The sequence below is a fragment of the Aliirhizobium cellulosilyticum genome (genome assembly GCF_014198105.1).
Taxonomy (GTDB): domain Bacteria; phylum Pseudomonadota; class Alphaproteobacteria; order Rhizobiales; family Rhizobiaceae; genus Neorhizobium; species Neorhizobium cellulosilyticum.
This window is the reverse complement of the sequence record NZ_JACIGW010000001.1, coordinates 749,206-772,926: the sequence shown is the minus strand read 5'-3', so window position 1 is coordinate 772,926 and position 23,721 is coordinate 749,206. Positions and strand designations below refer to the sequence as shown.

Annotated in this window: 23 protein-coding genes and 1 pseudogene; 8 read left to right on the top strand and 16 right to left on the bottom strand. The window is 56.7% G+C overall.

All coding sequences use genetic code 11. The features are described 5' to 3' along the window. Nucleotides 1-37: 37 nt before the first annotated feature. Complete coding sequence (locus GGE33_RS03560; RefSeq protein WP_183821261.1) at nucleotides 38-298, bottom strand: hypothetical protein; 261 nt, start codon at nucleotides 296-298, stop codon at nucleotides 38-40. Between the two features lie 340 nt (nucleotides 299-638). Continuing rightward, entirely contained in the window at nucleotides 639-1,208 is a 570-nt protein-coding gene (locus GGE33_RS03555) for a tyrosine-type recombinase/integrase (protein WP_183821260.1), read from the bottom strand. 256 nt (nucleotides 1,209-1,464) lie between these two features. Between GGE33_RS03555 and GGE33_RS03550 the strand changes: the two genes are divergently transcribed. Further along, nucleotides 1,465-3,633 carry a nuclease-related domain-containing protein gene (locus GGE33_RS03550; RefSeq protein ID WP_210303563.1) on the top strand — a complete coding sequence of 723 codons (2,169 nt, stop codon included), beginning with the start codon at nucleotides 1,465-1,467 and terminating at the stop codon, nucleotides 3,631-3,633. Between the two features lie 467 nt (nucleotides 3,634-4,100). Here GGE33_RS03550 and GGE33_RS03545 read toward each other — a convergent pair whose 3' ends face one another. Both GGE33_RS03545 and gshB read right to left on the bottom strand, forming a co-directional pair. After that, entirely contained in the window at nucleotides 4,101-4,511 is a 411-nt protein-coding gene (locus tag GGE33_RS03545) for a response regulator (protein ID WP_183821259.1), read from the bottom strand. A gap of 142 nt (nucleotides 4,512-4,653) precedes the next feature. Continuing rightward, nucleotides 4,654-5,610: a glutathione synthase gene (gene gshB / locus GGE33_RS03540; protein WP_183821258.1), complete on the bottom strand. Its 957-nt coding sequence runs from the start codon at nucleotides 5,608-5,610 to the stop codon at nucleotides 4,654-4,656. Nucleotides 5,611-5,725: 115 nt separating this feature from the next. Between gshB and GGE33_RS03535 the strand changes: the two genes are divergently transcribed. After that, complete coding sequence (locus tag GGE33_RS03535) at nucleotides 5,726-6,760, top strand: hypothetical protein (RefSeq protein ID WP_183821257.1); 1,035 nt, start codon at nucleotides 5,726-5,728, stop codon at nucleotides 6,758-6,760. Here the strand turns inward: GGE33_RS03535 and GGE33_RS03530 are convergent. Further along, nucleotides 6,757-9,015, bottom strand: coding sequence for a DNA-methyltransferase (locus GGE33_RS03530; RefSeq protein ID WP_183821256.1), 2,259 nt, complete (start codon nucleotides 9,013-9,015; stop codon nucleotides 6,757-6,759). The genes GGE33_RS03535 and GGE33_RS03530 overlap by 4 nt on opposite strands. A gap of 330 nt (nucleotides 9,016-9,345) precedes the next feature. Between GGE33_RS03530 and GGE33_RS03525 the strand changes: the two genes are divergently transcribed. Beyond that, the gene (locus GGE33_RS03525) at nucleotides 9,346-11,802 is read left to right on the top strand and encodes a DNA translocase FtsK (protein ID WP_425486655.1); all 2,457 of its coding nucleotides are present in this window, start codon (nucleotides 9,346-9,348) and stop codon (nucleotides 11,800-11,802) included. A 767-nt stretch (nucleotides 11,803-12,569) separates the two neighbouring features. Here GGE33_RS03525 and GGE33_RS03520 read toward each other — a convergent pair. Beyond that, nucleotides 12,570-13,553: an aldo/keto reductase gene (locus tag GGE33_RS03520; RefSeq protein ID WP_183821255.1), complete on the bottom strand. Its 984-nt coding sequence runs from the start codon at nucleotides 13,551-13,553 to the stop codon at nucleotides 12,570-12,572. A gap of 70 nt (nucleotides 13,554-13,623) precedes the next feature. Here GGE33_RS03520 and GGE33_RS03515 point away from each other — a divergent pair, with 70 nt between their 5' ends. Next, entirely contained in the window at nucleotides 13,624-14,019 is a 396-nt protein-coding gene (locus GGE33_RS03515) for a MerR family transcriptional regulator (protein ID WP_183821254.1), read from the top strand. Here the strand turns inward: GGE33_RS03515 and GGE33_RS03510 are convergent. The 4 genes from GGE33_RS03510 to GGE33_RS03495 form a co-directional block, all read right to left on the bottom strand. Continuing rightward, entirely contained in the window at nucleotides 14,010-15,035 is a 1,026-nt protein-coding gene (locus tag GGE33_RS03510) for an NAD-dependent epimerase/dehydratase family protein (protein WP_183821253.1), read from the bottom strand. The genes GGE33_RS03515 and GGE33_RS03510 overlap by 10 nt on opposite strands. 27 nt (nucleotides 15,036-15,062) lie before the next feature. Next, nucleotides 15,063-15,647: a TetR/AcrR family transcriptional regulator gene (locus GGE33_RS03505; RefSeq protein ID WP_183821252.1), complete on the bottom strand. Its 585-nt coding sequence runs from the start codon at nucleotides 15,645-15,647 to the stop codon at nucleotides 15,063-15,065. A gap of 74 nt (nucleotides 15,648-15,721) precedes the next feature. Further along, the gene (locus tag GGE33_RS03500) at nucleotides 15,722-16,006 is read right to left on the bottom strand and encodes a DUF1330 domain-containing protein (RefSeq protein ID WP_183821251.1); all 285 of its coding nucleotides are present in this window, start codon (nucleotides 16,004-16,006) and stop codon (nucleotides 15,722-15,724) included. 67 nt (nucleotides 16,007-16,073) lie between these two features. After that, a complete protein-coding gene (locus tag GGE33_RS03495) occupies nucleotides 16,074-16,778 on the bottom strand; it encodes an SDR family oxidoreductase (RefSeq protein ID WP_183821250.1) in 705 nt (234 codons plus the stop codon). A 117-nt stretch (nucleotides 16,779-16,895) separates the two neighbouring features. Here GGE33_RS03495 and GGE33_RS03490 point away from each other — a divergent pair, with 117 nt between their 5' ends. After that, nucleotides 16,896-17,807 (top strand): LysR substrate-binding domain-containing protein, encoded by a 912-nt coding sequence (locus tag GGE33_RS03490; protein WP_183821249.1) that lies wholly within the window; start codon nucleotides 16,896-16,898, stop codon nucleotides 17,805-17,807. Nucleotides 17,808-17,837: 30 nt separating this feature from the next. After that, nucleotides 17,838-18,050: pseudogene (locus GGE33_RS03485) on the top strand (SDR family oxidoreductase); the annotation flags it as partial. A 196-nt stretch (nucleotides 18,051-18,246) separates the two neighbouring features. On the opposite strand, the gene GGE33_RS03480 reads toward GGE33_RS03485, so the two are convergent. Together GGE33_RS03480 and GGE33_RS03475 are read right to left on the bottom strand one after the other, a co-directional pair. Continuing rightward, nucleotides 18,247-18,468 carry a GNAT family N-acetyltransferase gene (locus tag GGE33_RS03480; protein WP_183821248.1) on the bottom strand — a complete coding sequence of 74 codons (222 nt, stop codon included), beginning with the start codon at nucleotides 18,466-18,468 and terminating at the stop codon, nucleotides 18,247-18,249. A gap of 412 nt (nucleotides 18,469-18,880) precedes the next feature. Further along, nucleotides 18,881-19,396: a DUF6428 family protein gene (locus tag GGE33_RS03475; protein ID WP_183821247.1), complete on the bottom strand. Its 516-nt coding sequence runs from the start codon at nucleotides 19,394-19,396 to the stop codon at nucleotides 18,881-18,883. A 43-nt stretch (nucleotides 19,397-19,439) separates the two neighbouring features. Here GGE33_RS03475 and GGE33_RS03470 point away from each other — a divergent pair, with 43 nt between their 5' ends. Next, nucleotides 19,440-19,796 carry an ArsR/SmtB family transcription factor gene (locus GGE33_RS03470; protein WP_183821246.1) on the top strand — a complete coding sequence of 119 codons (357 nt, stop codon included), beginning with the start codon at nucleotides 19,440-19,442 and terminating at the stop codon, nucleotides 19,794-19,796. Continuing rightward, a complete protein-coding gene (gene arsK, locus GGE33_RS03465; RefSeq protein WP_183821245.1) occupies nucleotides 19,789-20,997 on the top strand; it encodes an arsenite efflux MFS transporter ArsK in 1,209 nt (402 codons plus the stop codon). The genes GGE33_RS03470 and arsK overlap by 8 nt, the downstream gene beginning before the upstream one ends. A 4-nt stretch (nucleotides 20,998-21,001) precedes the next feature. Here the strand turns inward: arsK and arsH are convergent, their stop codons facing one another. Genes arsH through GGE33_RS03445 form a run of 4 tightly spaced genes read right to left on the bottom strand, consistent with a single transcriptional unit; the run spans nucleotide 21,002 to nucleotide 23,718 of the window. Next, on the bottom strand, nucleotides 21,002-21,727 hold the full coding sequence (gene arsH / locus GGE33_RS03460; protein ID WP_183821244.1) for an arsenical resistance protein ArsH: 726 nt from the start codon (nucleotides 21,725-21,727) through the stop codon (nucleotides 21,002-21,004). Then, the gene (gene arsC / locus GGE33_RS03455) at nucleotides 21,705-22,130 is read right to left on the bottom strand and encodes an arsenate reductase (glutaredoxin) (protein WP_183821243.1); all 426 of its coding nucleotides are present in this window, start codon (nucleotides 22,128-22,130) and stop codon (nucleotides 21,705-21,707) included. Before arsC ends, arsH begins: the two co-directional genes overlap by 23 nt. Before the next feature lie 2 nt (nucleotides 22,131-22,132). Continuing rightward, a complete protein-coding gene (gene arsB / locus GGE33_RS03450; protein ID WP_183821242.1) occupies nucleotides 22,133-23,191 on the bottom strand; it encodes an ACR3 family arsenite efflux transporter in 1,059 nt (352 codons plus the stop codon). Beyond that, the gene (locus GGE33_RS03445; protein WP_183821241.1) at nucleotides 23,191-23,718 is read right to left on the bottom strand and encodes an arsenate reductase ArsC; all 528 of its coding nucleotides are present in this window, start codon (nucleotides 23,716-23,718) and stop codon (nucleotides 23,191-23,193) included. Before GGE33_RS03445 ends, arsB begins: the two co-directional genes overlap by 1 nt. Nucleotides 23,719-23,721 lie beyond the last annotated feature (3 nt).

The window sequence follows — 23,721 nt, the reverse complement described above, 5'->3', positions numbered from 1 at the left end:
GAACGCCGCAGCATAAGCTGCGACGTCCTTTTTCTGACTATTCGAATGCCATCCATTCAGGAAGCGCAGGGCGCTTTCCTTCGGAGACATCAATAATCATGCGGCGAAGTGCCTTTATAGCTTCGTCACGGAGGACGCCGGAATATTCTTCCGGGTCAAATGACGCCAGCGAGTTACTGTCTTCACCAAGCAGTACCACCCGACCATCGGGCAGGGCTTTGAGACCAAAAACGTTGGTCAATGAGACCATGTCGCCATTGGGAAGCGGCACGAACACCGCAGACTTCCTGTACATCATAGGGCTACTCCCAGTTACAGGGTTTCGTAAACATGGGAGGAAGGATTTGGAGAAAGCACAACGCAATCGCCATCCGTGTTCCCACGTCGGTGATTGCTTGTGTGAAAAGCATCTGAGCTGCTATTTGCAGTCAGTACCAGACTCTTTTTGGGTCTGGCGGCCCCGTCTCGCACTCCTAACGGAACACTGTTGACGGTACGAGGGATGGCATTATACCCCTGAAGGCCAATCTCCCAGCTCTTTTATTCGTGAACGAACCACCCGGCTGAAAGACCACGGTTAAAAGATGTCGTTGTGGGGGCATATGTCAAGCCAAAATTTACTTTTTCTCGCATACGGCTTACAAGAGATCGACTGCAGCTTTCATCATCTCGTCGCGAACATCGATATAGCGTTGTGTTGTCGTCAGATTGCGATGACCGGCCAACGTCATGATGACTTTCGGACTGACTCCGGAATGCGCGAGCCGCGTGATGAACCAGCGACGACCACTATGCGATGTCGCACCGTCGAGACCGCCATTCCTATATAATTGCCCCATCAACTGGCACAGCGTGTTTGCAGAAAATGCTGTTTTCTTCTGCGTCAGCAGCAGCGGCGCATCGGCGTCCCGGCTTTCGGTGCATTCGGCGCGATAACGCTCAATCTCGCGCCGCAGCTTTCCGTTTAAAAACACGACACGGGCATGACCGCCCTTGGTGATCTCGGCGCGCAGCCGCAATTGCTCACGCGCCTTGCCGTCGCAGTCGAAAACATCGCGCAGGGTCAGGGCTGCGATTTCCCCGACGCGCAAGCCGGCGAGATGCGACAGCATCAACCCCAGCCGGTTACGCCCCGCGTGCTTCATCTGCTCGACCACAGCCAGCAGCCGCTTGAATTCCGCATCAGTCAAAACCCTCGCCTGTTTCATCCGAACCTCACAAAAAATAGCAATTCTGTGCCGTTCTTTATGTTGCCGATGAACTGAAAGGGCGAGCGTCAGCTTGGAGCGGGAAGTTGCTCTGCGAAATCAAGGCGTCAGCGTCGTCCAAGGCGGAAACGTCAGAAAATGTGTGTTTTATGAGGTTCAAGGTTTGGCTGGCAAAATCACTATGAGCCGATTGCGGCCAGCGTGATAAGCGTACATGGAGTTTGCACGCGGCACTCTGTCAATGGTGGGGGAAAACATGAGCGATGATCCGCAACGCCCAGAGCCAAGGTCATTCACCGCAGTATTCGCAGATTTGAAGGATCTCGCCCAAAGTGAAGGCGCTCTCCATGAGATTTCCGGCCTCGTTTACCGCGATTGGGTGATAACTTACGACCAGAGAGACGGTAGAGTTACCAATGATCTCGAGTATCGTTGGTCTACGTCGCGTCTAAATAAAAATGAACTGATGTTACTCGTGGGGCTTATGGTGCAGTCGCCAAGTCATCACACCTATTCTACAGTCGTTTTTGATGGTGATTTTGTAGAGAGGGCGGACACTTTGCTCCGAGAACTGCACGACCGCATTTTGGTTGATGCGATACCTGCCTTTGATTCGAATACACGAACATTCGCGGATGGGCATGACCACGTTGCTCCGCTCGCGCGGGAGGCTATCTATTATGGTGCTGAGAATTTTTACATGCACCAATTGCTGAAGTTCACGCGCGTTAGATACCGGAATGATGCCACATGGCTACTGCAAAACGCGGGCGTATCCATCCGGCCGATTATCGACATCACAACCTTCATATTAAATCGCATTAACGCTCAGATGTCGGCGATCGGGCACCTCCGTGAAGAAGGTCAAACTTTCGGAAATGGCGATTTGACAAATAGTCTACTGATAGACAAGGCTGATCTGCGCAAACGCTTTGGCTCGAAGGTTGATGCCTATATCGGCAAATTTGCGACACCCATCACTGGTGCGAATGAAGGCTTCACCGATCCGTTCGCGGTGAACGCTGTTGCGATCTCGCCTCTCATCGACATGGGCCAACACCTCTACGTCGCTAACCAATTTAGATTAGTCGAGAGCCTTTATGAAAGTCCATTCTATTGGATGGGGCTCGACAAGGCTTATCTGAATACACTTGCAGCCCACCGCGGTGCTTTCCTTGAACAGACAACGGCCCAAATTCTCCGGTCAGTCTTCGGTGCGGATCATGTATTTGAAAACGTGATCCTCTATCACGGATCAAAAGACCGTGCTGGTGAGATCGATGTGCTCGTAGTCTACGGCGAATTTGTTCTCATCGTGCAAGCAAAATCCAAGCGCGTGACGATGAAAGCTCGTGCCGGTGATCTGGATGCTCTGAACGCAGATTTCAAGGGAGCAATACAGGACCCCTATGAACAGGCATTGAGTTGCGGGAATCTCATTCAAAGCGGCGCGCGCTGTATCAGCCCCGACGGCAAAGATGTGGACCTACCCCATCTGCCGCGCACATTTCCCGTTGTGATACTAAGTGATCCATTTCCATCATCAACGCTGCTTTCGCACAGTCTGCTTAAGCGAAGCCCAGGTGGTGCGCCCGTCATATGGGATATCGGTGTGCTCGATTGCGTGGCTCGTATGCTGCCAGCACCGATCGACTTGCTTTTCTATCTGCAATGTAGAGCTCAAGTTTTTGAGACGGTGATGTCCGATAGCGAGTACAATTATCTTGGCTATCACATCAAAGCCAAGCTAGCGCTTCCTCCAGATGTAGATGGCATGACCCTGGACCGCGACTTTGCTACCGTTGTTGATGACTTCATGTTGGCAGCCGACTTCGGTATTTCCGTGGCTCGACCGGCAGGTGTCTTGGAACGGCTTTCGATACCGGTGATCTCAGAGCTGCTACAATTTTTGAAGCATTCGGATCCGCGACTTTCCTCAATAGTGGTGGACCTCTACGATTTCTCGCAAACGGCCCTGGAAGACTTGTCCAAAACCATTCTGAGTGTCCGAAACGAGGTGCGACGCACGCGCAAAGCTATCAAGGCATTCTCCATACTCACTGGAACAGGCGGTATTACCTACGCTGTGACATCAGACTTCAGTGAGGCTACGCGCACATCGGCAGAGATGATTGGCCGAAAACACAAATATGATCAGTGCCGGGAGCGCTGGTATGTCATTGTTGATTGCGTGGGAACCGAGGTGCATGTCGATGGATTGTTGCCCCTCGTTTACCCATGGCTAGAAGATGGCACTGAAGCCAGGAATTCAGAAATTGTCGCCTCCATCTTCAACTCTACCTTTCAGGAAAGAAGGGTCGGTGAAGGCAGTTTTGCTGAACCGCAGCATCAAGGGTATACACCACCGCCTGCTCAGAAACGCTCCGCAGCCCATGACGCCGATGTAACTGGCGAAACCGGTTGAATCGCAACTTCGCAACAAACGCACTGAGCGTCCCCACCCAAAGAAATTGTCTAAACTCCGGGTGATCTTGGCAATTGTAACGACCGGTGCGGCCGCGCTTAAGCCCCGGCCTTTAGCTCGCTTTTCCACCGTCCGGCTAGAACCCTTACGGCTTCCAACCCTATCTGTGGCATGCTTCAAAAATTCAGCACACCTCAGGCCTAAGAGGGATCACACTCCGTAACTTCAAAGACAGTGTATTTTGTCAGGTTTACCAGTCGCAGGACACAACGAGGGCGTTGTGTCAAATCCGATGAACGTCTTGCTGCGGAACTGCCGCTCTCGGTGATAAACAAATTTGACAACTGTCAGCCGCAGGGCGTCTTTCGGGAGAAGGCTAGGCAACCATCCAGCAACTAGCCTAACTGAGATGCCTGGCCGTTCTAGCCCGGGAGTTTACCGAATTGACGCCGGTCCCACCGTTACGCTCAGCAGCTGAGATGAACATTCTTCAAAACAGGCGCCGACGAGTAATCGGGACTAGATGATAATGCTTCGGCTACCGCTCTGCGGATATCTGAAAGTGCGAAGGGTTTGTCGACCACATCCACGATCTTTTTCATGAGGTCGTCGGCACGCTCCCGCTGTTCCGCGTAACCGGTCATCAGCAAAATGCGCAAATCCGGAAACTTTTGGGCGGCCTGATGAGCCAACTCTATACCATCCATACCCGGCATTCGAATGTCAGAAAGTAGAAGATCGAATGAAGAACCATTTAGGCGCTCGAGCCCCTCTAGGCCATCTGCCGCCTCACACGTCTCATGGCCATCCATCCGCAGAGCACGGGCCACAAAAGAGCGCAGTGAATCTTCGTCTTCCGTGATCAAAATTTTTGCCATGGCTTTTTATTCCCTAGTCCTGCTTTAAGCCAACTGACCACAATCCACTTTGCAGGTGGTAAACGCTCCAAACCAATCGATCGCAGGGTTAATTTAGTGTTGCCTTCGTCGCCAGGGTCGCTGCGAAAGCATGTCAAGCCCATTATTGGGCGCGACGTTTGAGTTCGATCGCATCCCACATCAGACTTGCGACATCGGCGCCGCCGAATTTCTTGACCTCGCGGATGCCGGTCGGAGAGGTGACGTTGATCTCGGTCATGTAATCGCCGATGACATCGATGCCGACAAAGATGAAGCCGCGTTCGCGCAGTGCGGGTCCGATACGGGCGCAGATTTCCTTTTCGCGCGTGGTCAGTTCAGTCGGTTCGGCACGGCCACCGACATGCATGTTGGAACGGCTGTCGGTCTCCGCCGGTACGCGATTGATCGCACCCACCGGCTCACCATTGACGAGAAGGATGCGCTTGTCGCCCTTGCGCACGGCCGGCAGGTAGGCCTGGGCGATATAGGGTTCGCCGCGATACATCTGGCCGAACATTTCCAGAAGCGAAGTGAAGTTGCGGTCATCGCGGGTGGAGTGGAACACGCCGGCGCCGCCGTTGCCGTAAAGCGGCTTCAGGATGATATCGCCCATTTCCTGACGGAAGGCGGCGATCTCGTTGACGTCACGCGAGATCAGCGTTGCCGGCATCAGATCGGCAAACTCGGTGACGAAGATCTTTTCCGGCGAGTTGCGCACCCATGCCGGATCGTTGACGACCAGCGTCTTGGGGTGAATGCGCTCAAGCAGATGGGTCGAGGTGATGTAGCCCATATCGAAGGGCGGGTCCTGGCGGAGCAAGACCACATCCATTTCGGAGAGATCCATGCGGATCTTTTCGCCGAGGGTGAAATGATCACCCTTGATGTCGCGAACCACGAGCGGTTCGACGGCTGCATAGATCTTGCCGTCGCGCATGCTCAGGCGGTCCGGTGTGTAGTGATACAGCTCGTAACCGCGGGACTGGGCCTCCAGGGTCATTGCGAAGGTGGAATCACCGGCAATGTTGATGCCGGAAATGTGGTCCATCTGGATTGCGACCTTGCAGCTTTTAGCCATTGCCTCACGATTCTCCGACTTTGGATTGACACGTCGTAAGCAGTTATTCTCAAAAGGCAATCAGATTGTCTGTGATTGATCATCATGATACGCCTCCCAAAAAACGGAGAGCGCGATGTCAAAGGTAACCAAATTTTCCTACTTCACGTCCATTGATCTGATATCGCCAGAAACAGTTGAAAAGCTCTCCGCGGCAGGCTTTGAAAAACTCGGAGATATGGACGAGGTCGATTTCGCCCGCATAGAAGACTGCACTTCTTCAACAAAGGAAACTTTCGTCCTTTATAATGCCGGCATAAAATCAGGTGCCACCTTCATTTTAGATCGCCAGCGTGACCTCGAAACTCTTCCGAACGTTTCAGGAAGAACTGCTGCTACCCTCGAAGCCAAAGGTTATTTAAAGCTAAGTGATCTCGAGGGAGCGTTTTTTCCGGACATTTACAACTTGATTGGCTACGGCCCCGGAAAACACCTTTTGTTGGCCGCGATTCTTGCCAGCGTCAAAGTCAATTTTGAGGTTCCTGACAAGAGCGACGAAGACTGGAAAAGTTTCATAATGCAGATGGTCGACAATGGACTCATCTGTTGGGAGGATGTTGCAGTCGCAGTCTGCGGAGAGCTCAACCCACCGCAAGTCGGAACACAGGTGGCTAGCGCGGTAAAACATAATTATCCGCGCGGCAAAACGATGAAAGAAGTTTGGCAATGGCTGTACAGTCAGCCAGGCACATGTGCTGTTTCGGGTAAGCGCATGTTTCTTGAGGCCGATCATAAAGAAGCAAAAGAACAATTTATCAAGGCGGGGCGCGACGTAAAGGATGCCGATACCCTTGAGAATTTTCAGCTTCTCACAAAACGAGAGAATGTAATCAAGCGCGGCTCTCATCGCCTTGGCGGGCTATCTTTCGCGCCAGCAGCTTCCGTTCTAGTTTACGTTCTACTCGAATTCCGTCCTAAAACTCTCAAGGCGTTTATCAAGCTATGCCGCTCTCATGGACTAACGATGTCAGAGATACGAATGCAGGAAGCTTGGGCATTGGCGATATGGCTCTCGCGTGATGGCCTATACGAAATTGATCGAGAAGCCGTTGAAGAAGCCATTGAGGAGGGCGGCCTTCTCACACCGCGTGAGGACGATGAGCTGGACTAAGAATTTGCTGCCGAAGGAACGATGATGCCACTTCTCATGGCTATGCCCAACTTACAGTACTCATAGCTTCGTTCGATCGAAACACCGATGCGTCCCGCTGCTTCGGCTGCACGTCCTGTGGTCAGGCTTCCAGCATAGGGATCCAAAACCACACCACCTTTGGGTATGTTCGAGATCAGTATATCCGGGATCGCTTCTGGGAAGGGCGCAGTATGTCCGTGGGTGTTCACCCCATTCCTAAACTTCATGACCGGTTGCTGGCGAATAATTGACGGAAATCGGACTACATTACCAGGCCCTGGCTTTCGAAATATCAGGATATGCTCCCAGCAATTGAATGGAGCCTGATAGTAAGGCGAATAATTTCCGCCATTGAAGCCACGCTTGCCTTCGATTTCCCCTTTATCCCAGACGATATTTCCTTGAAGAGTGAAGCCCGCTTTTCGGAATGCAGCGACGGTCAGCGAGCTAAGTATAAGCCGCTTTTTTCCCATAGCAGACAACGCAATTGAATTTTCGTTATCGAAGTAATCAAATATATTGTATAGGTAAAAACCTCCTTTCTTGAGGGATCGGAAAACCGCACATGCATTATTGTACATGTCATACATGTAGCAATAAATATTGTCCCACTGGCTATATTCTCGAGCATTGTAGTATGGAGGGGAGGTGACGGCCCCATCTATAGTGAATTCTTCGAAATGGCTGAGGACATCAAAGGAGTCGCCGCAGAATACTTTGTGCCTTGCATCGCCGAGGTTGGGGCTCTGGCTTGTCGACGCAACGATGTTTTTATTGATTAGAAAACGGGAAAAGAATGGGTCTGCATTGAAGCGCGCTACAATTTCCCTCTCTGGTTGAGGTGGCGAATATGCAACGATATTTCTTCCCATGTAGTTGGGGCAGATGTTGAGTGTCTCCGCGACGGTAATGCTGTCAGAGCGGAGGGAGTAAAACGATACCGCCATTTCGATAATCTCAGCCACGTTCGCGCAATAGATAACGTCGCGCGACCAACGCCTTACGAGCGAGACAGGAATTTCGTTTTCTGGAGATATTGCCTTATTCATAAGCAATGACAAAAATGAGAACCGCTTCCCTCTATTCGACATGCTCCGATCCGGGCAAATCCAGTTTTGGCACTCCCAGCTCTTAACTCCAAAAGACGAGTAGGAATTACCATTCACTCGGTGCGACCGACATGCGGGACACGGAAGAACTGTTTCGTCACGCTCATTCTTCTGAAAAATTAGGACAAGTGTGGGTCTCCCACATTCACCATCATCGGGAAATGTCACCAATGTATCGCGATACGTGAAACCTTCGTTAGCTCGCTCGAAGCGAGCTTCATCCTGCTTTATACCCCCGATGTAAGATGAGGTGACTTCAGCGATTTTTCGGTACTGAAAATAGCCCTTCTGCAACTCTACACTTCGATGCTTCTCTGCAAATAGGATGAGATCAGAACATAGATTCCATTGGGTATCCCTCGCCCCCTCATCCAATGCCTCAAGAATTATTATCAAAAATCCATGATTATTTAGGTCATCGTATGCTCTAGATACTCGGGTAAAGTTATCGGCGAGCAACTCCTCATAATCAGCCTTTGTTGCAGAGATGGTGTCGTGCAAGATCGTGAGCGAATTATCCCTTTCGAAGAGGCTTTCGGCGTGGACATGTAGACGCTTCCAATACTCTTCTTCGTAGTCCAAACTATTTTCTAGCGGGTCAAATAGGTTATGGACGTCGTGGCGGGCGAAATAATTGTAAGCGAATCCCCCTAAAAGGGACAAAAGAAGCGGCTGAGTAAGAGCTGGGTCCGGAAGTTTGGTGCGCTTGTTGATCGTCTCTCGCAGTTCACGCTGCAACGCGGCCAGGGTCTGGTCTCTACTCAAGGGACGAAAATGAGCGTCAACAAAGTCTTCGGGTAATTCGATCCCTCTGAGGGTGGCGTGCAGGATATCAGCGTCACCGTAGTCAAAAGCTTCGGCAATCTGATCCTTAAGCCTGGCATTAAAGAAGCATCGGAATTTCGCACATTCCGACAAAAACTGGTTCATCGGTGCTGCGTTTAGCTTCAGCTTCTTGTTAATAGACGCGACGAGATGCGCCTCGCGCACGAGAGCAGGTTGCGGCGTGCGGGCGGTCATTTCGAGACAAAAGCTGGAAAGGGTTAGACGATACTCATCCGGGACCGCCAACGCAGCGCCGATGAGGCTTTCAAACTCTCGAATCAGATCATTCGCTTCAATCATTCTGCACCTCTTTTCTAGGGTAGCTACATCCAGACTGAAGCAGACAGCAAGCCTTCGGATGCCATAAGGTATGTCCATCAGAAAATGACCGCTGGAAAAGCTTGTCAATTGTGGGAGGTCCCATCCAGATGACCTGGCAAAATTAAGTTCGAGAGGTTGATCACAATTCACCGAGCCAGCGCTTGGCAACGTCTGGTTAAGGTTTTCTTTTTATTAACAGAGACCGGTGTGATCACGTTATTTGATGGTTTCGCGTACATGCATTTTCCGCCTTCCCGCAAAGACATTTCCCCAATCGAAGATGCCAATTGGAGTGACGAACAGGAGTTCGTGGCTGCCAATGATGCTGAGCAGCCTCTTCCCCTGCCGGAGCCGATACCGGCGGTCGAGCTGGATCCGGAAAAGCTTCCGACCTGGCAGCGCGCCTTCATCCTGGCGCCGAATGTGCGCTTTACCCGCACGCCCGGCCGCGGTCCTGCCAAGCATGAAGCCGTTATCGTCGAGGAGGTCGGTCATGCCGGGAGCGTAATTCCAGCGCCGCTACCGATTGCCATCTCCATGCCCGCGGGCCTTCAGGCTCCACTTAATGCAAATACAGGTTCCCAAGTGACTAATCTCCAGCGCCGCATCGGCCAGGCATTCGCGCCTGCTGCTCCTGTTTCGCAGCCGATCGAGGCGGCCATGCAGCGCGTCGTCGAGCAGCCGATCTATCGCCAGCCGGTAGCTGCGGCTCCGATGCCTGCCCCGGCAGAGCCGGAAATCACACAGGCGCAGAGCGTGCCGACACGCCGCGTGACGTCCATCCCGGATCATCTGATCTGGGAGATGATGAGCCTCGGCGCTTCGGAAAATATCGAGCAGAAGGCCTCGCCGCGCGCATTGACTGCCTCTCAGATTGCGCCGAAGCCGGTTCCCGCGGCGCTGAAGCCGACCGTTACCCGTTTCGTGCCGCCGGCCCCTGTGCATACACCTGCGCCGACCGTTGTGGTTGCCGCACCGGTGATTGCTCCCGTCGTTCACGAAGCGCCGTCTGCGATCGATCTCTATCGTCAGATCGCAATCAGGCAGGTTGCGCCTGCTCTATTCACCGCAGAGCCGCAACCTGCGCCGTTCATCGAGCCCGACGCTTATGCCACGCCGGTCGAAGCCGTTGTTGAACAGCCCGTGCTGGTGGCGGAGCCGGTCGACATCCAGCCCGCTGCGCCGGTTGCCGTGCGCAAGCCGCGGATGCTGACCTTTGCCGAAGACTATACCTTCCCGGATATCGATCTCCTGCAGGTTGCCGAACCGCGCGAAGAGCAGACGATGAGCCAAGAGGCGCTGGAACAGAGCGCCGGGCTCTTGGAAAGCATTCTAGAGGATTTCGGCGTCAAGGGCGAGATCATCGACGTTCGGCCCGGCCCGGTGGTGACGCTCTACGAATTTGCCCCGGCTCCGGGCGTGAAGTCGTCTCGCGTGATGAACCTGTCGGACGATATCGCCCGTTCGATGTCGGCTCTGTCGGCGCGTGTCGCCGTCATCCCCGGCCGCAACGTCATCGGCATCGAATTGCCGAATGTCGAGCGCGAGACCGTCTATCTGCGCGAACTGGTCGAGAGCAATTCCTATATCGGCACCGACTACCGTCTGCCGCTCTGCCTCGGCAAGACGATCGGCGGTGAACCGGTCATCGCCGAACTCGCCAAGATGCCTCACCTTCTCGTTGCCGGCACCACCGGTTCGGGCAAGTCGGTCGCCATCAACACGATGATCCTGTCGCTGCTCTACCATCTTCGTCCGGAAGAATGCCGGTTGATCATGGTCGACCCGAAGATGCTGGAACTCTCCGTCTATGACGGTATCCCGCATCTGCTGACGCCGGTCGTTACCGACCCGAAGAAGGCCGTTCTGGCGCTGAAATGGGCCGTGCGCGAGATGGAAGAGCGTTATCGCAAGATGTCGCGCCTCAACGTCCGCAATATCGACGGCTTCAATGCCCGCGTTGCCGAAGCGCGCAACAAGGGCGAGACGATCATGATCAGCGTGCCGGTCGGCTTCGACCGCTCGACCGGCGAGCAGGTCTTCGAGGAACAGGCTCTGGACCTGACGGCGCTGCCTTATATCGTCGTTATCGTCGACGAAATGGCCGACCTGATGATGGTCGCCGGCAAGGAAATCGAAGGCGCGATCCAGCGGTTGGCGCAGATGGCGCGTGCCGCAGGCATCCACCTGATCATGGCGACCCAGCGTCCCTCCGTCGACGTCATCACCGGCACGATCAAGGCCAACTTCCCGACCCGTATCTCCTTCCAGGTGACGTCGAAGATCGACAGCCGTACCATTCTGGGCGAGCAGGGTGCCGAGCACCTTCTCGGTCAGGGCGACATGCTGCACATGAAGGGTGGCGGGCGTATCGCCCGTGTCCACGGCCCATTCGTCTCGGATTACGAAGTCGAGAAGGTCGTCGCGCATCTGAAGACACAAGGGCAGCCGTCCTATCTCGGCAGTGTGACCGAGGACGAGGAAGAGGATGGCGTCGAGGAAGAAGAAGATGCAGCCGTCTTCGACCAGACTTCGATGGGCGCGGAAGACAATGGCGACGAGCTCTACGAGCGCGCCGTCAAGATCGTCCAGCGCGACAAGAAGTGCTCTACATCCTATATCCAGCGCCGCCTGTCGATCGGCTATAACCGCGCCGCATCGCTGGTGGAGCGGATGGAAAAGGAAGGCCTCGTCGGCGCACCGAACCATGTCGGCAAGCGCGAAATACTTGGAGCTCAAGGTGGACGCATCACAGAGGAAAGCTGAAAATTACGCCTAGAGTTTATAATCCCGTAAAGTCGGGGACATGAAACGGGAATTAAGATAAACCGAAATTCAACGACGCCTCTTAAGGATGTCGCGACTAGGCCATACTCATATGATCCGACCGAAATTAGTCAGACAACCAGCGCGCCTCTAGCGCACTCCTAACGGCAGGTACATAAAATCAAATAGCTAAGACAATGGTCATCCAATTCCGATTCCAAAGGTCACAGGTTCGAATCCTGTCGGGTGCGCCATTTATTGCCAGCTTCTCAGAATAGCGACCGTCCGCATCGCAACCTCGTCCGAAAGTCATGAAATAGGCATCTTTATTAGGCGGATCGCCGCTCTCTTCCGACATAAGAAGCCGACGCTTGCCGAGGCTCTAGCAAAATCCGGATTCCAGCCAGCCAAGACCACACGTATCGCGGTCGGAGAACGACGCAAGCGGGAACGATTGCTTCGGCATCGCTGATAACTAGCATGACGATAACTTCATGTTGTCAGAGCTCAAATGAGTGCGAAGTCGCCGAGATCTGAGGCGAAGGTAGTACCGCAGGCCCCACCAGAACAAGGATCGAAGAATTCTGGCGGAGCTTTTGGTGGGGCTATACGGAATCAGAACCGGCGCTCTTCTGGCGAGGGAAACCCCATGCTCTGCCCCATGCGGGTCGTGTGGCAGGCCGACAGAAAGATGCCAGGATGACCAGCAGAAGGATTTTCAGCTTCATGTTGAACTCCGAAGCGGATGGCATTGAAACGTCCCTTCTCTAAACGGCAATCCCATGCACGGCCGCCGCAAGCGGCTCCAGCATATTCATCTCGTCAGCACCAAGATTGATGGAGACCGCCGTGACGTTTTCAGCGAGACGGGCGCGCTTGCGCGTTCCGGGGATCGGAACCGTCTTTGCGCCCAACCTGCTGGACTGCGCGTAAAGCCATGCGAGGGCAAGCTGGGCGGATGTCACACCCTTGGTGGATGCGATCTCCTCGATCTTGGCGACAAGGCGCATGTTGGCTTCGCGGTTCTCCGGGGAAAAGCGCGGGAAATTCTGACGTGCATCGTCACCGGTCAAGGCTCCGGCGAATGCCTGGCCCGTCAGCATGCCGCGACCGAGCGGCGAATAAGGCACGATCGTCACCCCAAGTTCCACGGCGACCGGAACGATCTCCGTCTCGATGTCACGAGTGAAGATCGACCATTCCGACTGGAGGGCGGCGATCGGGTGGATGGCATGGGCGGTGCGCAGTTCTTCGGCACTGACGGCTGAAAGTCCGAGCCATTTCACCTTGCCTGATGTCACCAGATCGGCCATCGCGCCGACGGATTCCTCCAAAGGCGTTACGCCATCGCGGCGGTGCATGTAGTAGAGGTCGATGACATCGACCCCAAGCCGCTTCAGCGAGCGATCCACTGCGGCCCGGATGAATTCGGGACGAGTGTCGAGGCTCCAGTCGTTGGGATTTTCGGGCGACCTCGCATAACCGAACTTGGTGCCGATGATGACCTCGTCACGATGAGCGGCGAGGAAGGGGGCGAGGAATTCCTCGTTGGCGCCGACCCCATACATGTCCGCAGTGTCGAACATGGTGACACCGAGTTCCAATGCCCGTTCCAGCGTTGCCCGGGATTCGGTCTCGTCGATCTCGCCATAGAATTCGCTCATGCCCATGCAGCCCAGTCCCTGGGCACCGACCATTGGGCCGCCCCGTCCGAGTTGCACCTGCGGCATGGTGATGATTTCGCTTGTCATTCCGGTTCTCCATATCTTGACAAGCATCTCTTATAAGTATGGAGTACAGTCCATGGTCAAAGGTTAAATCATGCTCATTTCGGAATTTGCCAGAGCCGCGGATCTGCCGGTCGATACGATCCGCTTCTACATCACCAAAGGTCTGCTGAAGCCCGAGCGCAGTGCCAAGGGCGGATCGAACCCCTACCAGGTGTTCCGGACGGAAGACGTGACGGCCGCCCGCATGATCCGCCTGCAGCAGACGCTGGGCTATTCGCTCAGTGAGATCCTGGAACTCAATGAGGAATATCGTGCCGGCGAGCATTCGCCGGAACGCACGATCGAGGTCTTACAGTTGCAGATCGCCCGCCTGGAAGAACGAAAAGCCGCACTGGATGCGGCCCTGTCCTTCCTGCGTGGCAAGGTGGACTGGATCAAGGCGGGAAAGCCGCAAGGTGCGCCCCGCCTTGAAGACTATCAGTGCTGATGGGCTCGCAATTCGGCCAGCCCCTCTTCCCTTGACATGACGGGTACATAGCCCAATTCGCGCCGGGCCTTGCCGATCTCGAACGACACTTCGACGGCGGAGGTCGCATAGGTCTGAAGCGTGAGCGGCGGCACGATCCGGCCACGGGAGATTGCCCCAAGCAGGTCCCCGATTGCCGCAACGGCACGAACGACGAAACGTGGCACGGTCTTCTCCGGCACCGCGTACCCCTGCGTTTCGATGAGGGCCGAGACCATGGTGCGGAACGGCAACGGGTCTCCATCCGAGATGAAATACACCTCACCGCCCTGCCCCTTGCCAAGCGCCAATTCGACGGCATGGCAGAGATTGGCGATATGGGTCGTTGAGGTCAGATAGGTTCCGCCGGAAATCCAGGCGAACTTTCCAGAGCGGACCGCGTCCATGAGCATTGGCAGTGCCGTCGTGTCGTCACGCCCCCAGACGAAGCGCGGGCGCAAGACGACGACGGAGAGATCTGGAGCATTGGCGGCAAGCGCGATCCGCTCGGCCTCTGCCTTGGTACGCGAATATCCGCCTGCGGGATTTCGCGGCAAAGGCATGGTCTCGTCCACATTGACCAGCGGCCTGCCCGTGGCCAGCACCGATTCCGTGCTGAGATGGATGACCTTGGCGATGCCGGCAACGCGCGCGGCATCAAGCACGGCGCGCGCGCCGTCCTCATTGATGCGGCGCTGCGCCTCGGTCGCGGGACCATGATCGGTATCGGCCGCGGCGTGGACCAGAGCATCGCAGCCTGCCATTGCGGCGGCCAGGGCGGAATCGAAAAGATCGCCTCGGAACGGGATCGCTCCGAGTGCGAGAACCCGTTCCGCCGACGCGTCACTGCGGGCCAGTGCCGTGACCGTGACGCCGCGGGCGACAAAATGGCTGATCAGGTTGCGGCCGACATAACCGCTCCCTCCTGTCAGGAAGATGCGCTGGAACGGGGCGCGTTTATCCGTGGCCGCGGCAGGGGCGGCAGTGCTGCCTGTCATGTCATTCACCTGATGGTATTGGGAGTGTCAGCTCGTCCCGGCAACAGGAAGATCGGTCTCTTCCGGATGCACTGTGACGAGCCAGTTGATCTCGCGAAGGATCCGATCACGGTCTTCACGCTCGAAATGATGGAAATCGAGATGTTCGAGGAACTTCAGCCCTTCGAGAGCCAGATAGGCCAGGAGCGCCCCGCGTGGTGATGGGGAGGTTTCCTCGATGCGGGCGATTGTCCGGGCCTGGTTTTGCTGCATCTTACCGCGCAATCCCGCATCGAGCGCAAGCGCGGCGCTGAGGTTCAGCGCAACCGCCTTGAACTCTTCGGGTAGCGGCGCGGATGCGGCAAGGATTCGCCCCCTGATGGCCCGATCTTCGGGGGCATCGATCTGCCGCTCTATTCCCGTGTGATGGGCATTGTCGCGCTCGAACGCGCGGTCGACGATGGCCTCGATCAGAGCCTGCTTCGACTTATGGTCGTAGAGCACGCTCGCCTTGTTGACACCCGCCTCCCTGGCGACCGCATCGATCGTCAGATTGGCGGCGCCATCGCGCCCCACGACACGTTCCGCGGCATCAAGAACCGCCTGCTGATCGATAACTCGTTTCCTGCCCATCGTCTCACCAATTATTTCCAACCAGATGGTTATAAATAATCGAATTAAACGATGTCAAGCCGGTGGACCGAACTCTATCCTTCCAGAATGGACAATTCCCGCGAATATGCCCGAGCCGCAAGCGTGAGGGATTCCTGATACTCCGGGTCGTCGTAACAAGCCCTTGCTGTCTCGTAGCTGTCGAACTTCAGGATGAACTGCCGCGGGAAATGCCGCCCTTCGACGGTCTCGACCCGTGATCTGCCGGCGATAATCTCCACCCCATATCGCACGGCGATAACCGAGAAGATCGCGTTATATGCCGCAAGAGCCTCCACGTCCTCAACATCGCCGCCTTTGACGATCCAATATCCGGGCATATCCAGCTATCCTTTGAATGCGAGATACAGCGGTCCCTGCATGGAAACCGCTGTATCTGTTAGGTCCTCAGACCGACCGTGTCAGGCCGCCATCGACCTTGAGGTTTTGGCCGGTGATGTAACCGGCCCCTTCCGAGACAAGGAAGGAAATGGTCGCGGCCACCTCGGCGCTGGTGCCGTAGCGCTTCATCGGCACCATTTCGCGACGTTCCTCGGTACCGGGCAGGCTGTCGATCCAGCCGGGCAGCACGTTGTTCATGCGAATATTGTCGGCCGCATAGGTGTCGGCATAGATCTTGATATAGGAGGCAAGCCCGGCACGGAACACGGCCGAGGTCGGGAACATCGGGGTCGGCTCGAAGGCCCAGGCGGTGGAGATATTGACGATCACACCCGATTTCTGCGCCTGCATGATCGGCGTGACCAGCCGCACCGCACGGATGACGTTCATCAGGTAGACATCAAGGCCCGTATGCCACTGCTCGTCGGTGATCTCGGTGATGGCAGCGCGCGGACCATGGCCTGCACTGTTGACCAGCGCGTCGATCCGCCCCCATTTCTCCATCGTGGCATCGACAAGCCGCTTCAGGTCGTCATTCGACTGGTTGGAACCCGTCACACCAATACCGCCGAGTTCGGCTGCCAGAGCCTCGCCTTTTTCGGAAGACGACAGGATCGCCACTTTGAAGCCGTCAGCCGCAAGCCGCTTGGCGGCCTCGGCACCCATTCCACTGCCACCAGCCGTGATGATGGCGACTTTTTCTATTGTCATGGCGGTCGTCCTTCTCGTCGATGCATTGATTGATTACCACTGAGACGAGAGATATCATTGCGAAGATCGAAGACGCCAATCAGTTCTCCTGAATTTTGACGATAGAAAATCTACTGAATGACCAGGGCACTCGGAAGGCTACCTTCTCTCAATGGCCTGAAGGCTTTCGAAGCTGCGGCACGCCACCTAAACTTTCGGCTGGCGGCGGAAGAGCTCGGCGTTACCCAGGGCGCAGTGGCGCAACAGGTGCGCGGGCTGGAAGCGGAACTGGGCCTGCAACTGTTCGAGCGAATGCCCCGAACCCTGGCCCTCACAGACGAAGGCCGCGCCTACATCGCCGATATCAGCCGGGCGTTTGAGATCATCGCACGCGCCACGGGCGACCTGAAGCCTCAACCCGTAAGACTCGCGATCAGCGCGACACCGACCTTCGCATCGAAGTGGCTGATCCCCCGCCTGCCGGATCTGACGGCGAAACATCCGGACCTCGACATCCATATCGTAGCGACCGACCGCATCTCGAATTTCCAGGTGGATGGCGTCGATCTTGCCGTGCGATACGGGCACCAGCCATTCGGGCCGGGACTTGCTTCGGAATTGCTGTTCGAGCAGGAGATCATCGCCGCCTGCAGCCCCATGCTCCTTCGGGATCGCGGCGTGCCGAGAACCCTCGCAGAGCTATCCGGATATGCACTTCTGCAGGACACGCACAATTTCTGGCCGGAATTCATCGAGCGGCAGTTCGGGATGTCTGGTCAGATCGAGATGCCTGCATTCCGGCGCATCAGCTTCAATCAGACATCCCACGCCATCGATGCCGCGATCGCGGGTCAGGGCATCGTCCTTGCCACCCGCCATTTCGTGGCCAACGATCTGCAGGGAGATCGCCTTGTCCAGATCGACAAGGTCAAACTTCGCGGCCCCTCGGACTTTTACCTAGTCTGGCCGAAACATCGGAAATCGGCCGCGATGGAGGCAGTAAAGGCCTGGATGATGTCAGTGACATCTACGGAGCCAGATGAAAACTGATCGCAAACTTACGGGCGATGGAGGCTCAACTGCATCCTGCTTGGCCACACGAACACGCCAGCTACGGACGGCAACTTCGCGGGCGAACTCGGAGAAAAGCTGATCGCCGGGATATCGCTTGACCGCTTCGGCGAGCCGGAGGACATAGCAACCGTCGCCGTATTCCTAGCATCCGAGGATTCGTACTGGATCACGGGCGAATCCATAAGCGCGGCGGGCGGCGTTCGAGGAGTATGCTACTAGCGGTAGGCTAAGCATCAAGCTCGACCGTTTCGTCGTCTTCATGCAGGAAGAGCTGGTCGTCGGTGTTGACGATCGGCTCGTCCCAGATCGCGACCAGCCACCCTGGAAATTTCCTCTTCGACACCGCTCGCAGTCCAAGCCGCTTATCGCTCTGATAGTACGAGGCAAGTTTCAGGCACGCAGCATTCGGAACCTTTTAGCCGTCGGGATGCGACTTCAACACGATCAGAAGACCGTATCGAGCAAGTACCTGATTGGCTTCTCTCAACAGTCGGAGCGCGATACCGCGCCCCCGCATCGGCTCGCTTACCCAGACACGCTCGAGGTGGGCTACCGCCCCGAGATAATCGAGATCAGGTGTATCCAATGCCTTCTTCAGCAAGGCATGCTCGTCGGCAAGGACATGGAATGCGTTCATTGCGTGCTGACTTCTCATGTCAAAACATCGAAGTACCACCCGTCATCCGGTTCGGGAATGTAGCCTGGCTGGGCTATGAACCCCTTGAGTTCGGCAAGCATTGCCCCCCGATTCTGAATCGAAACGGTATCTCTTCAACTGAACAGAAAAGTTGAGCACCTCAGGGAGGTCACCGTGCTTGCGGAAAACGGTCTCGAACATCAGGAAGCTATCGTCCTGCGGCGCGACTTCCATCTCCATGCTTCAGCTCCCTGATGATCTACTTGAAATCACGATTGAACACGGATCCGATATGGGGTGCCACATGGATTGCTGTCGATCAGAGACGGTTGACCTAGCCGGATCACTGCCCGGCCACGTAAGCCCGTATCCCATCAAGTCCTTGATTCCGGCTGGCTGTGCTACCAGCGGTCTACGGGCAACACTTCGAAGCGCTATCGGATGGCCCACAACAGGCTGATTTTGCCTGCTCCTCAGCCAGCCAGCGATCCCGTGGCTTGCAGCTCGCTGGCCTAGCCTGCAAGTTCACCAGGTATGTTCCGGCATCAAGGCGCGGCGTGGCGGCGCAGTAGAGAGCCATCGGCCGCACGCCGTCACTGACTTCGAACGTGAGCTTGGCACTTGGCTCGAGCCGGACATGATCGGAGACTTTACGGATGATCGCAGAGAACTTGCCCGCTGGCATGTGTGTCCGGCCATCCTCGTCGATATCCCAGAGCTGGACGAAGATCTCGGACCAGGCTTCCGGATTGGCGCCGCAGTCGAGCGCCGAGAACTGCCCGGCCTTCACTTCGGTGACATGGTATCCCGGCCGAATGGGGTTGCCGTCATAGGTGAACACCAGTGGCGCATCCGGCGCGACTGCGAGAACGTCGAGAAGGTGGCCGAGCGTGATGTCAGAAGAAACTGCCTTGTCGATCGCGTTCATGTGCGCTATCCCTTCTATCCAATTATTCAAGGAATATTGAAGTATGGACGAACGTCAAGCTCTTTCGTCATTTGCCGCCCTCTCCCAAGAGACCCGCCTTGGGATCGTCCGCGCGCTGGTCGTCGCAGGCCCTGAGGGATTGGCAGCAGGTGTGATCGCGGAGCGCATGGGTGTTTCGGCAACGAACGTGTCGTTTCACCTCAAGGAGCTGGAGCGTTCCGGGCTGATCTCGCAGCGTAGGGAATCCCGCTCCATCATCTACAGCGCCAGCTACGAGACACTCGCCGGTCTCGTGAAGTTCCTGATGGAAGACTGCTGCGCCGGACACCCTGCGATCCGTGAGAATGTCGAGAAGAGTGACGGCTGCTGCATCCCGGATGATGAGGTAGCAAGTGCATAGTCGACAGGTTCGCGCGGGTATCGTCTCCGCTCTCGGCATCACTCAGATCATTGGCTACGGCACTCTCTATTACAGCTTCAGCATTCTCGCTCCTGGCATGGCCGTAGATCTGGGCCTCTCGCTTGCCCAGGTGTTTGGGGTCTTTTCCGTCTCGCTGTTCATCGGTGGCCTGTCGGCCACTTACCTGGGCAAGCAGATGGATCGGATCGGCGCCGCCGCCATCATGACGCTAGGCTCGGTTCTTGCCGCGTTGACGCTCGCTCTGTGCGCCTGGTCGCCCTCGGTCGCCGTATTCGCCATAGCCATCATCCTGCTCGAGGTGTCATCCGGGATGGTGCAGTATCAGGCGGCATTCGCCACATTGGTCGAGAGCGATCCCCGTTCGGCCTCCCGGAGCATTACCTATCTCACCCTGATCGGAGGCTTCGCATCAACCATCTTCTGGCCGATCTCGGCCGCACTTTCCGGATGGATGTCGTGGCGTGAGATCTATCTGGTTTTCGCAGCGCTGAATCTGTTCCTCTGTATGCCTCTGCATTTCTGGATCATGCGCGTCGGCAAGACCGGATCGAATGCGGATGCGGCCGCCCGGCCTCGCGAGGCGGTCATCGGGGCAATCCCCCACGATGCCCGTCGCCGAGGCATGATCATGGTGTCATTTGCCTTCGCGCTTCTCGGATTCACGCTTGCCGCAATCCTCGCGCATATGGTGCCGATGCTTGGGTCGATCGGGCTGGATGCCGCGGCAGTGGTGATCGGATCCCTGTTCGGTCCGGCACAAGTCGCGAGCCGCCTTATCAACATGGTCTTCGGAAAGAACCTGTCGCCGCCGGCACTCGCCGTCCTGTCCGCGGCGCTGATCGTTTTCGGCATTCTGATCCTGCTGGCGACGGGTGACTGGTTGCCGGGCGCTGTCGCGTTCGCAATCTGCCTCGGGCTCGGTTCCGGCATCAACAGCATCGCGCAGGGAAGCCTGCCGCTCTATCTGTTTGGATCAGATGGGTATGGCACGATCACGGGCAAGATGGCGGCCGCTCGACTGGCGCTCGGAGCCGGAGCGCCCTTCGCGTTCGCGGCGGCGATGGAGAACCTGGGCCTGAGCCTGTCGCTCATTGGAAACGCATGTCTCGGTGCCGTCAGCATCGCGGCATTCGTTGCGGTGGCGGTATCCTGTCGGCGGCCAGACACCGCAACGGTCTAGTTCGTCAGATCGATTTCAGCGAAACCCGCTTCTCCAGTTCGGCCGCCTCTTCCTTCCGCTCGCTGTAGCGGTCGGTCAGGTAGGTGGAGGCATCGCGGGTCATGATGGTGAACTTCACCAGTTCCTCACAGACGTCGACGACACGGTCGTAATAGGACGACGGCTTCATGCGACCATCGACACCGAATTCCTGGAACGCCTTCGCCACGCTGCTCTGGTTGGGGATGGTGATCATCCGCATCCAGCGCCCGAGAATGCGCAACTGATTGACGGCGTTGAAGGACTGACTGCCGCCGGAAACTTCCATCACCGCCAGCGTCTTGCCCTGCGTCGGCCGCACGGAACCGACCGACAGCGGGATCCAGTCGATCTGCGATTTCATGATCCCGGTCATCGCACCATGCCGTTCCGGGCTGATCCAGACATGGCCTTCAGACCACTGGGTCAGTTCGCGAAGTTCCTGAACCTTCGGATGGCTGACAGGCGCCTCGTCCGGTAGCGGCAGTCCCGCCGGATCGAAGATTCGAACCTCGCATCCCATACGTTCGAGCAGACGGTGGACTTCGAATGCGAGCAGACGACTGTATGACACCTCCCGGAGCGATCCGTAGAGGATCAGTATCCGTGGCTTGTGCGTGGAGAAGGCGGGCCGCAGGGATGCGATGTCGATCGGCTGGATGTGCTGGTCGTTCAGTGCGGGGAATGTATCAGGCAATGCGCTTTCCTTCATTGTCGAGGACCTGCTCACCGTCTTCCTTGGTGAAGGGCCCCGTGAATGCGTCGGCGGGCAGGATGTCGAGAACTGCCTCCGAAGGCCGGGCAAGCCTGGTGCCAAGCGGGGTGACAACGAGCGGACGGTTAATGAGGATCGGTGTCACGATCATCGCATCCAGCAATTGCTCGTCGGTCAGGTCGGGATTGTCGAGACCAAGCTCGGCATAGGGCGTGCCCTTCTCCCGGATCGCCTCGCGAATGGTCATGCCAGCGTCGGAGATCATCTTCGCGAGCCGGTCCCGCGTCGGCGGGTTCTGGAGATACTCGATGACGGTGGGCTCGATCCCGGCGGCGCGGATCAGCGCCAGCGTGTTGCGAGACGTGCCGCAGGCCGGGTTGTGGTAGATGGTGACATCCATGATCATGTCCTTTCGGTAGCGGTTGTTTTTGCGACGGCGGGCGATGCCTCGTACCAGCCCTTGGAACGGTTCACGATCCAGACGACGGACAGCATCACCGGGACCTCGATCAGAACTCCGACGACGGTGGCGAGCGCCGCGCCCGATTGAAATCCGAACAGGCTGATGGCGGCGGCGACTGCCAATTCGAAGAAGTTGCTGGCACCGATGAGTGCGGACGGTCCGGCGACGCAATGGCGTTCTCCCGACATCCGGTTCAGGAGGTAGGCGAGACCCGAGTTGAAGTAGACCTGGATCAGAATCGGAACCGCGAGCAGAGCGATGATGGTCGGCTGCGCGATGATCTGCTCGCCCTGGAATGCAAAGAGAAGCACGAGGGTGGCTAGCAATGCGACAAGCGACATCGGTTGAAGCTTGGCAAGCAGGCTGTCGAGCGCCCAGGTGGTTCCGTCTGCGATTAGACGGCTTCGAAGCACCTGCGCAATGATGACGGGCACGACAATGTAGAGGGCAACGGACAAGGCAAGCGTTGCCCACGGCACAGTGATCGCGGAAAGACCGAGCAGCAGACCGACGATCGGCGCGAAGGCGATGACCATGATCGCGTCGTTCAGTGCTACCTGAGAGAGCGTGAACATCGGCTCTCCGCGCGTCAGGTTGCTCCAGACGAAAACCATGGCGGTACATGGAGCCGCGGCAAGGATGATCAGGCCTGCGATGTAGGAGTCGATCTGATCCGCTGGCAGATAGGGTCGGAAGAACCAGCCGACGAACAGCCATCCCAGAAACGCCATCGAGAACGGCTTGACCGCCCAGTTGATGAACAGCGTCACACCGATCCCGCGCCAGTAGGAACCAACCTGCGTGAGCGACCGGAAATCGATCTTCAGCAGCATCGGGATGATCATCAGCCAGATCAGGATGGCGACTGGGATGTTCACCTTGGCGATCTCGGCGGACCCGACGATCTGGAAAAAGCCGGGCATGAGATGGCCGAGACCCACACCGACGGCGATGCAGAGGAAGACCCAGACGGTCAGGTATCGTTCGAAAGTGGACATCAGGATGCCTTCCCTTGCGGCGAGGTCGAGCCCTCCATCGCACCGATCTGCCGGAGCCTCGTCTCAAGAGCCATCCGATCGATCGAGGTGATCGGCAGGTTGATGAAGGCTGAGATGCGGTTCTTCAGGAAGCGGGCGGCCTGCGCAAAGGCGCGTTGGATCTCGACCTCGGATCCGACCGCGGCAGCAGGATCCTCGACACCCCAGTGCGCCGTCATCGGATGCCCGATCCAGACCGGGCAGGCCTCGCCCGCGGCGCTGTCGCAGACGGTGAAGACGAAGTCCATCTCGGGCGCATCGGGTTCCGCGAAGACATCCCAGCTCTTGGACGAGAAGCCAGTTGCCGGATACCCCAAGACGGTCAGCTCCGCCAAGGCATGAGGGTTTACCTCGCCTTTCGGCTGGCTGCCGGCTGAATAGGCCTTGAAGCGCCCGCCGCCTTCCTTGTTGAGGATGGATTCAGCGAGAATAGAGCGAGCGGAATTGCCCGTGCACAGGAAGAGCACGTTGTAGGTCTTTTCAGTCATGGT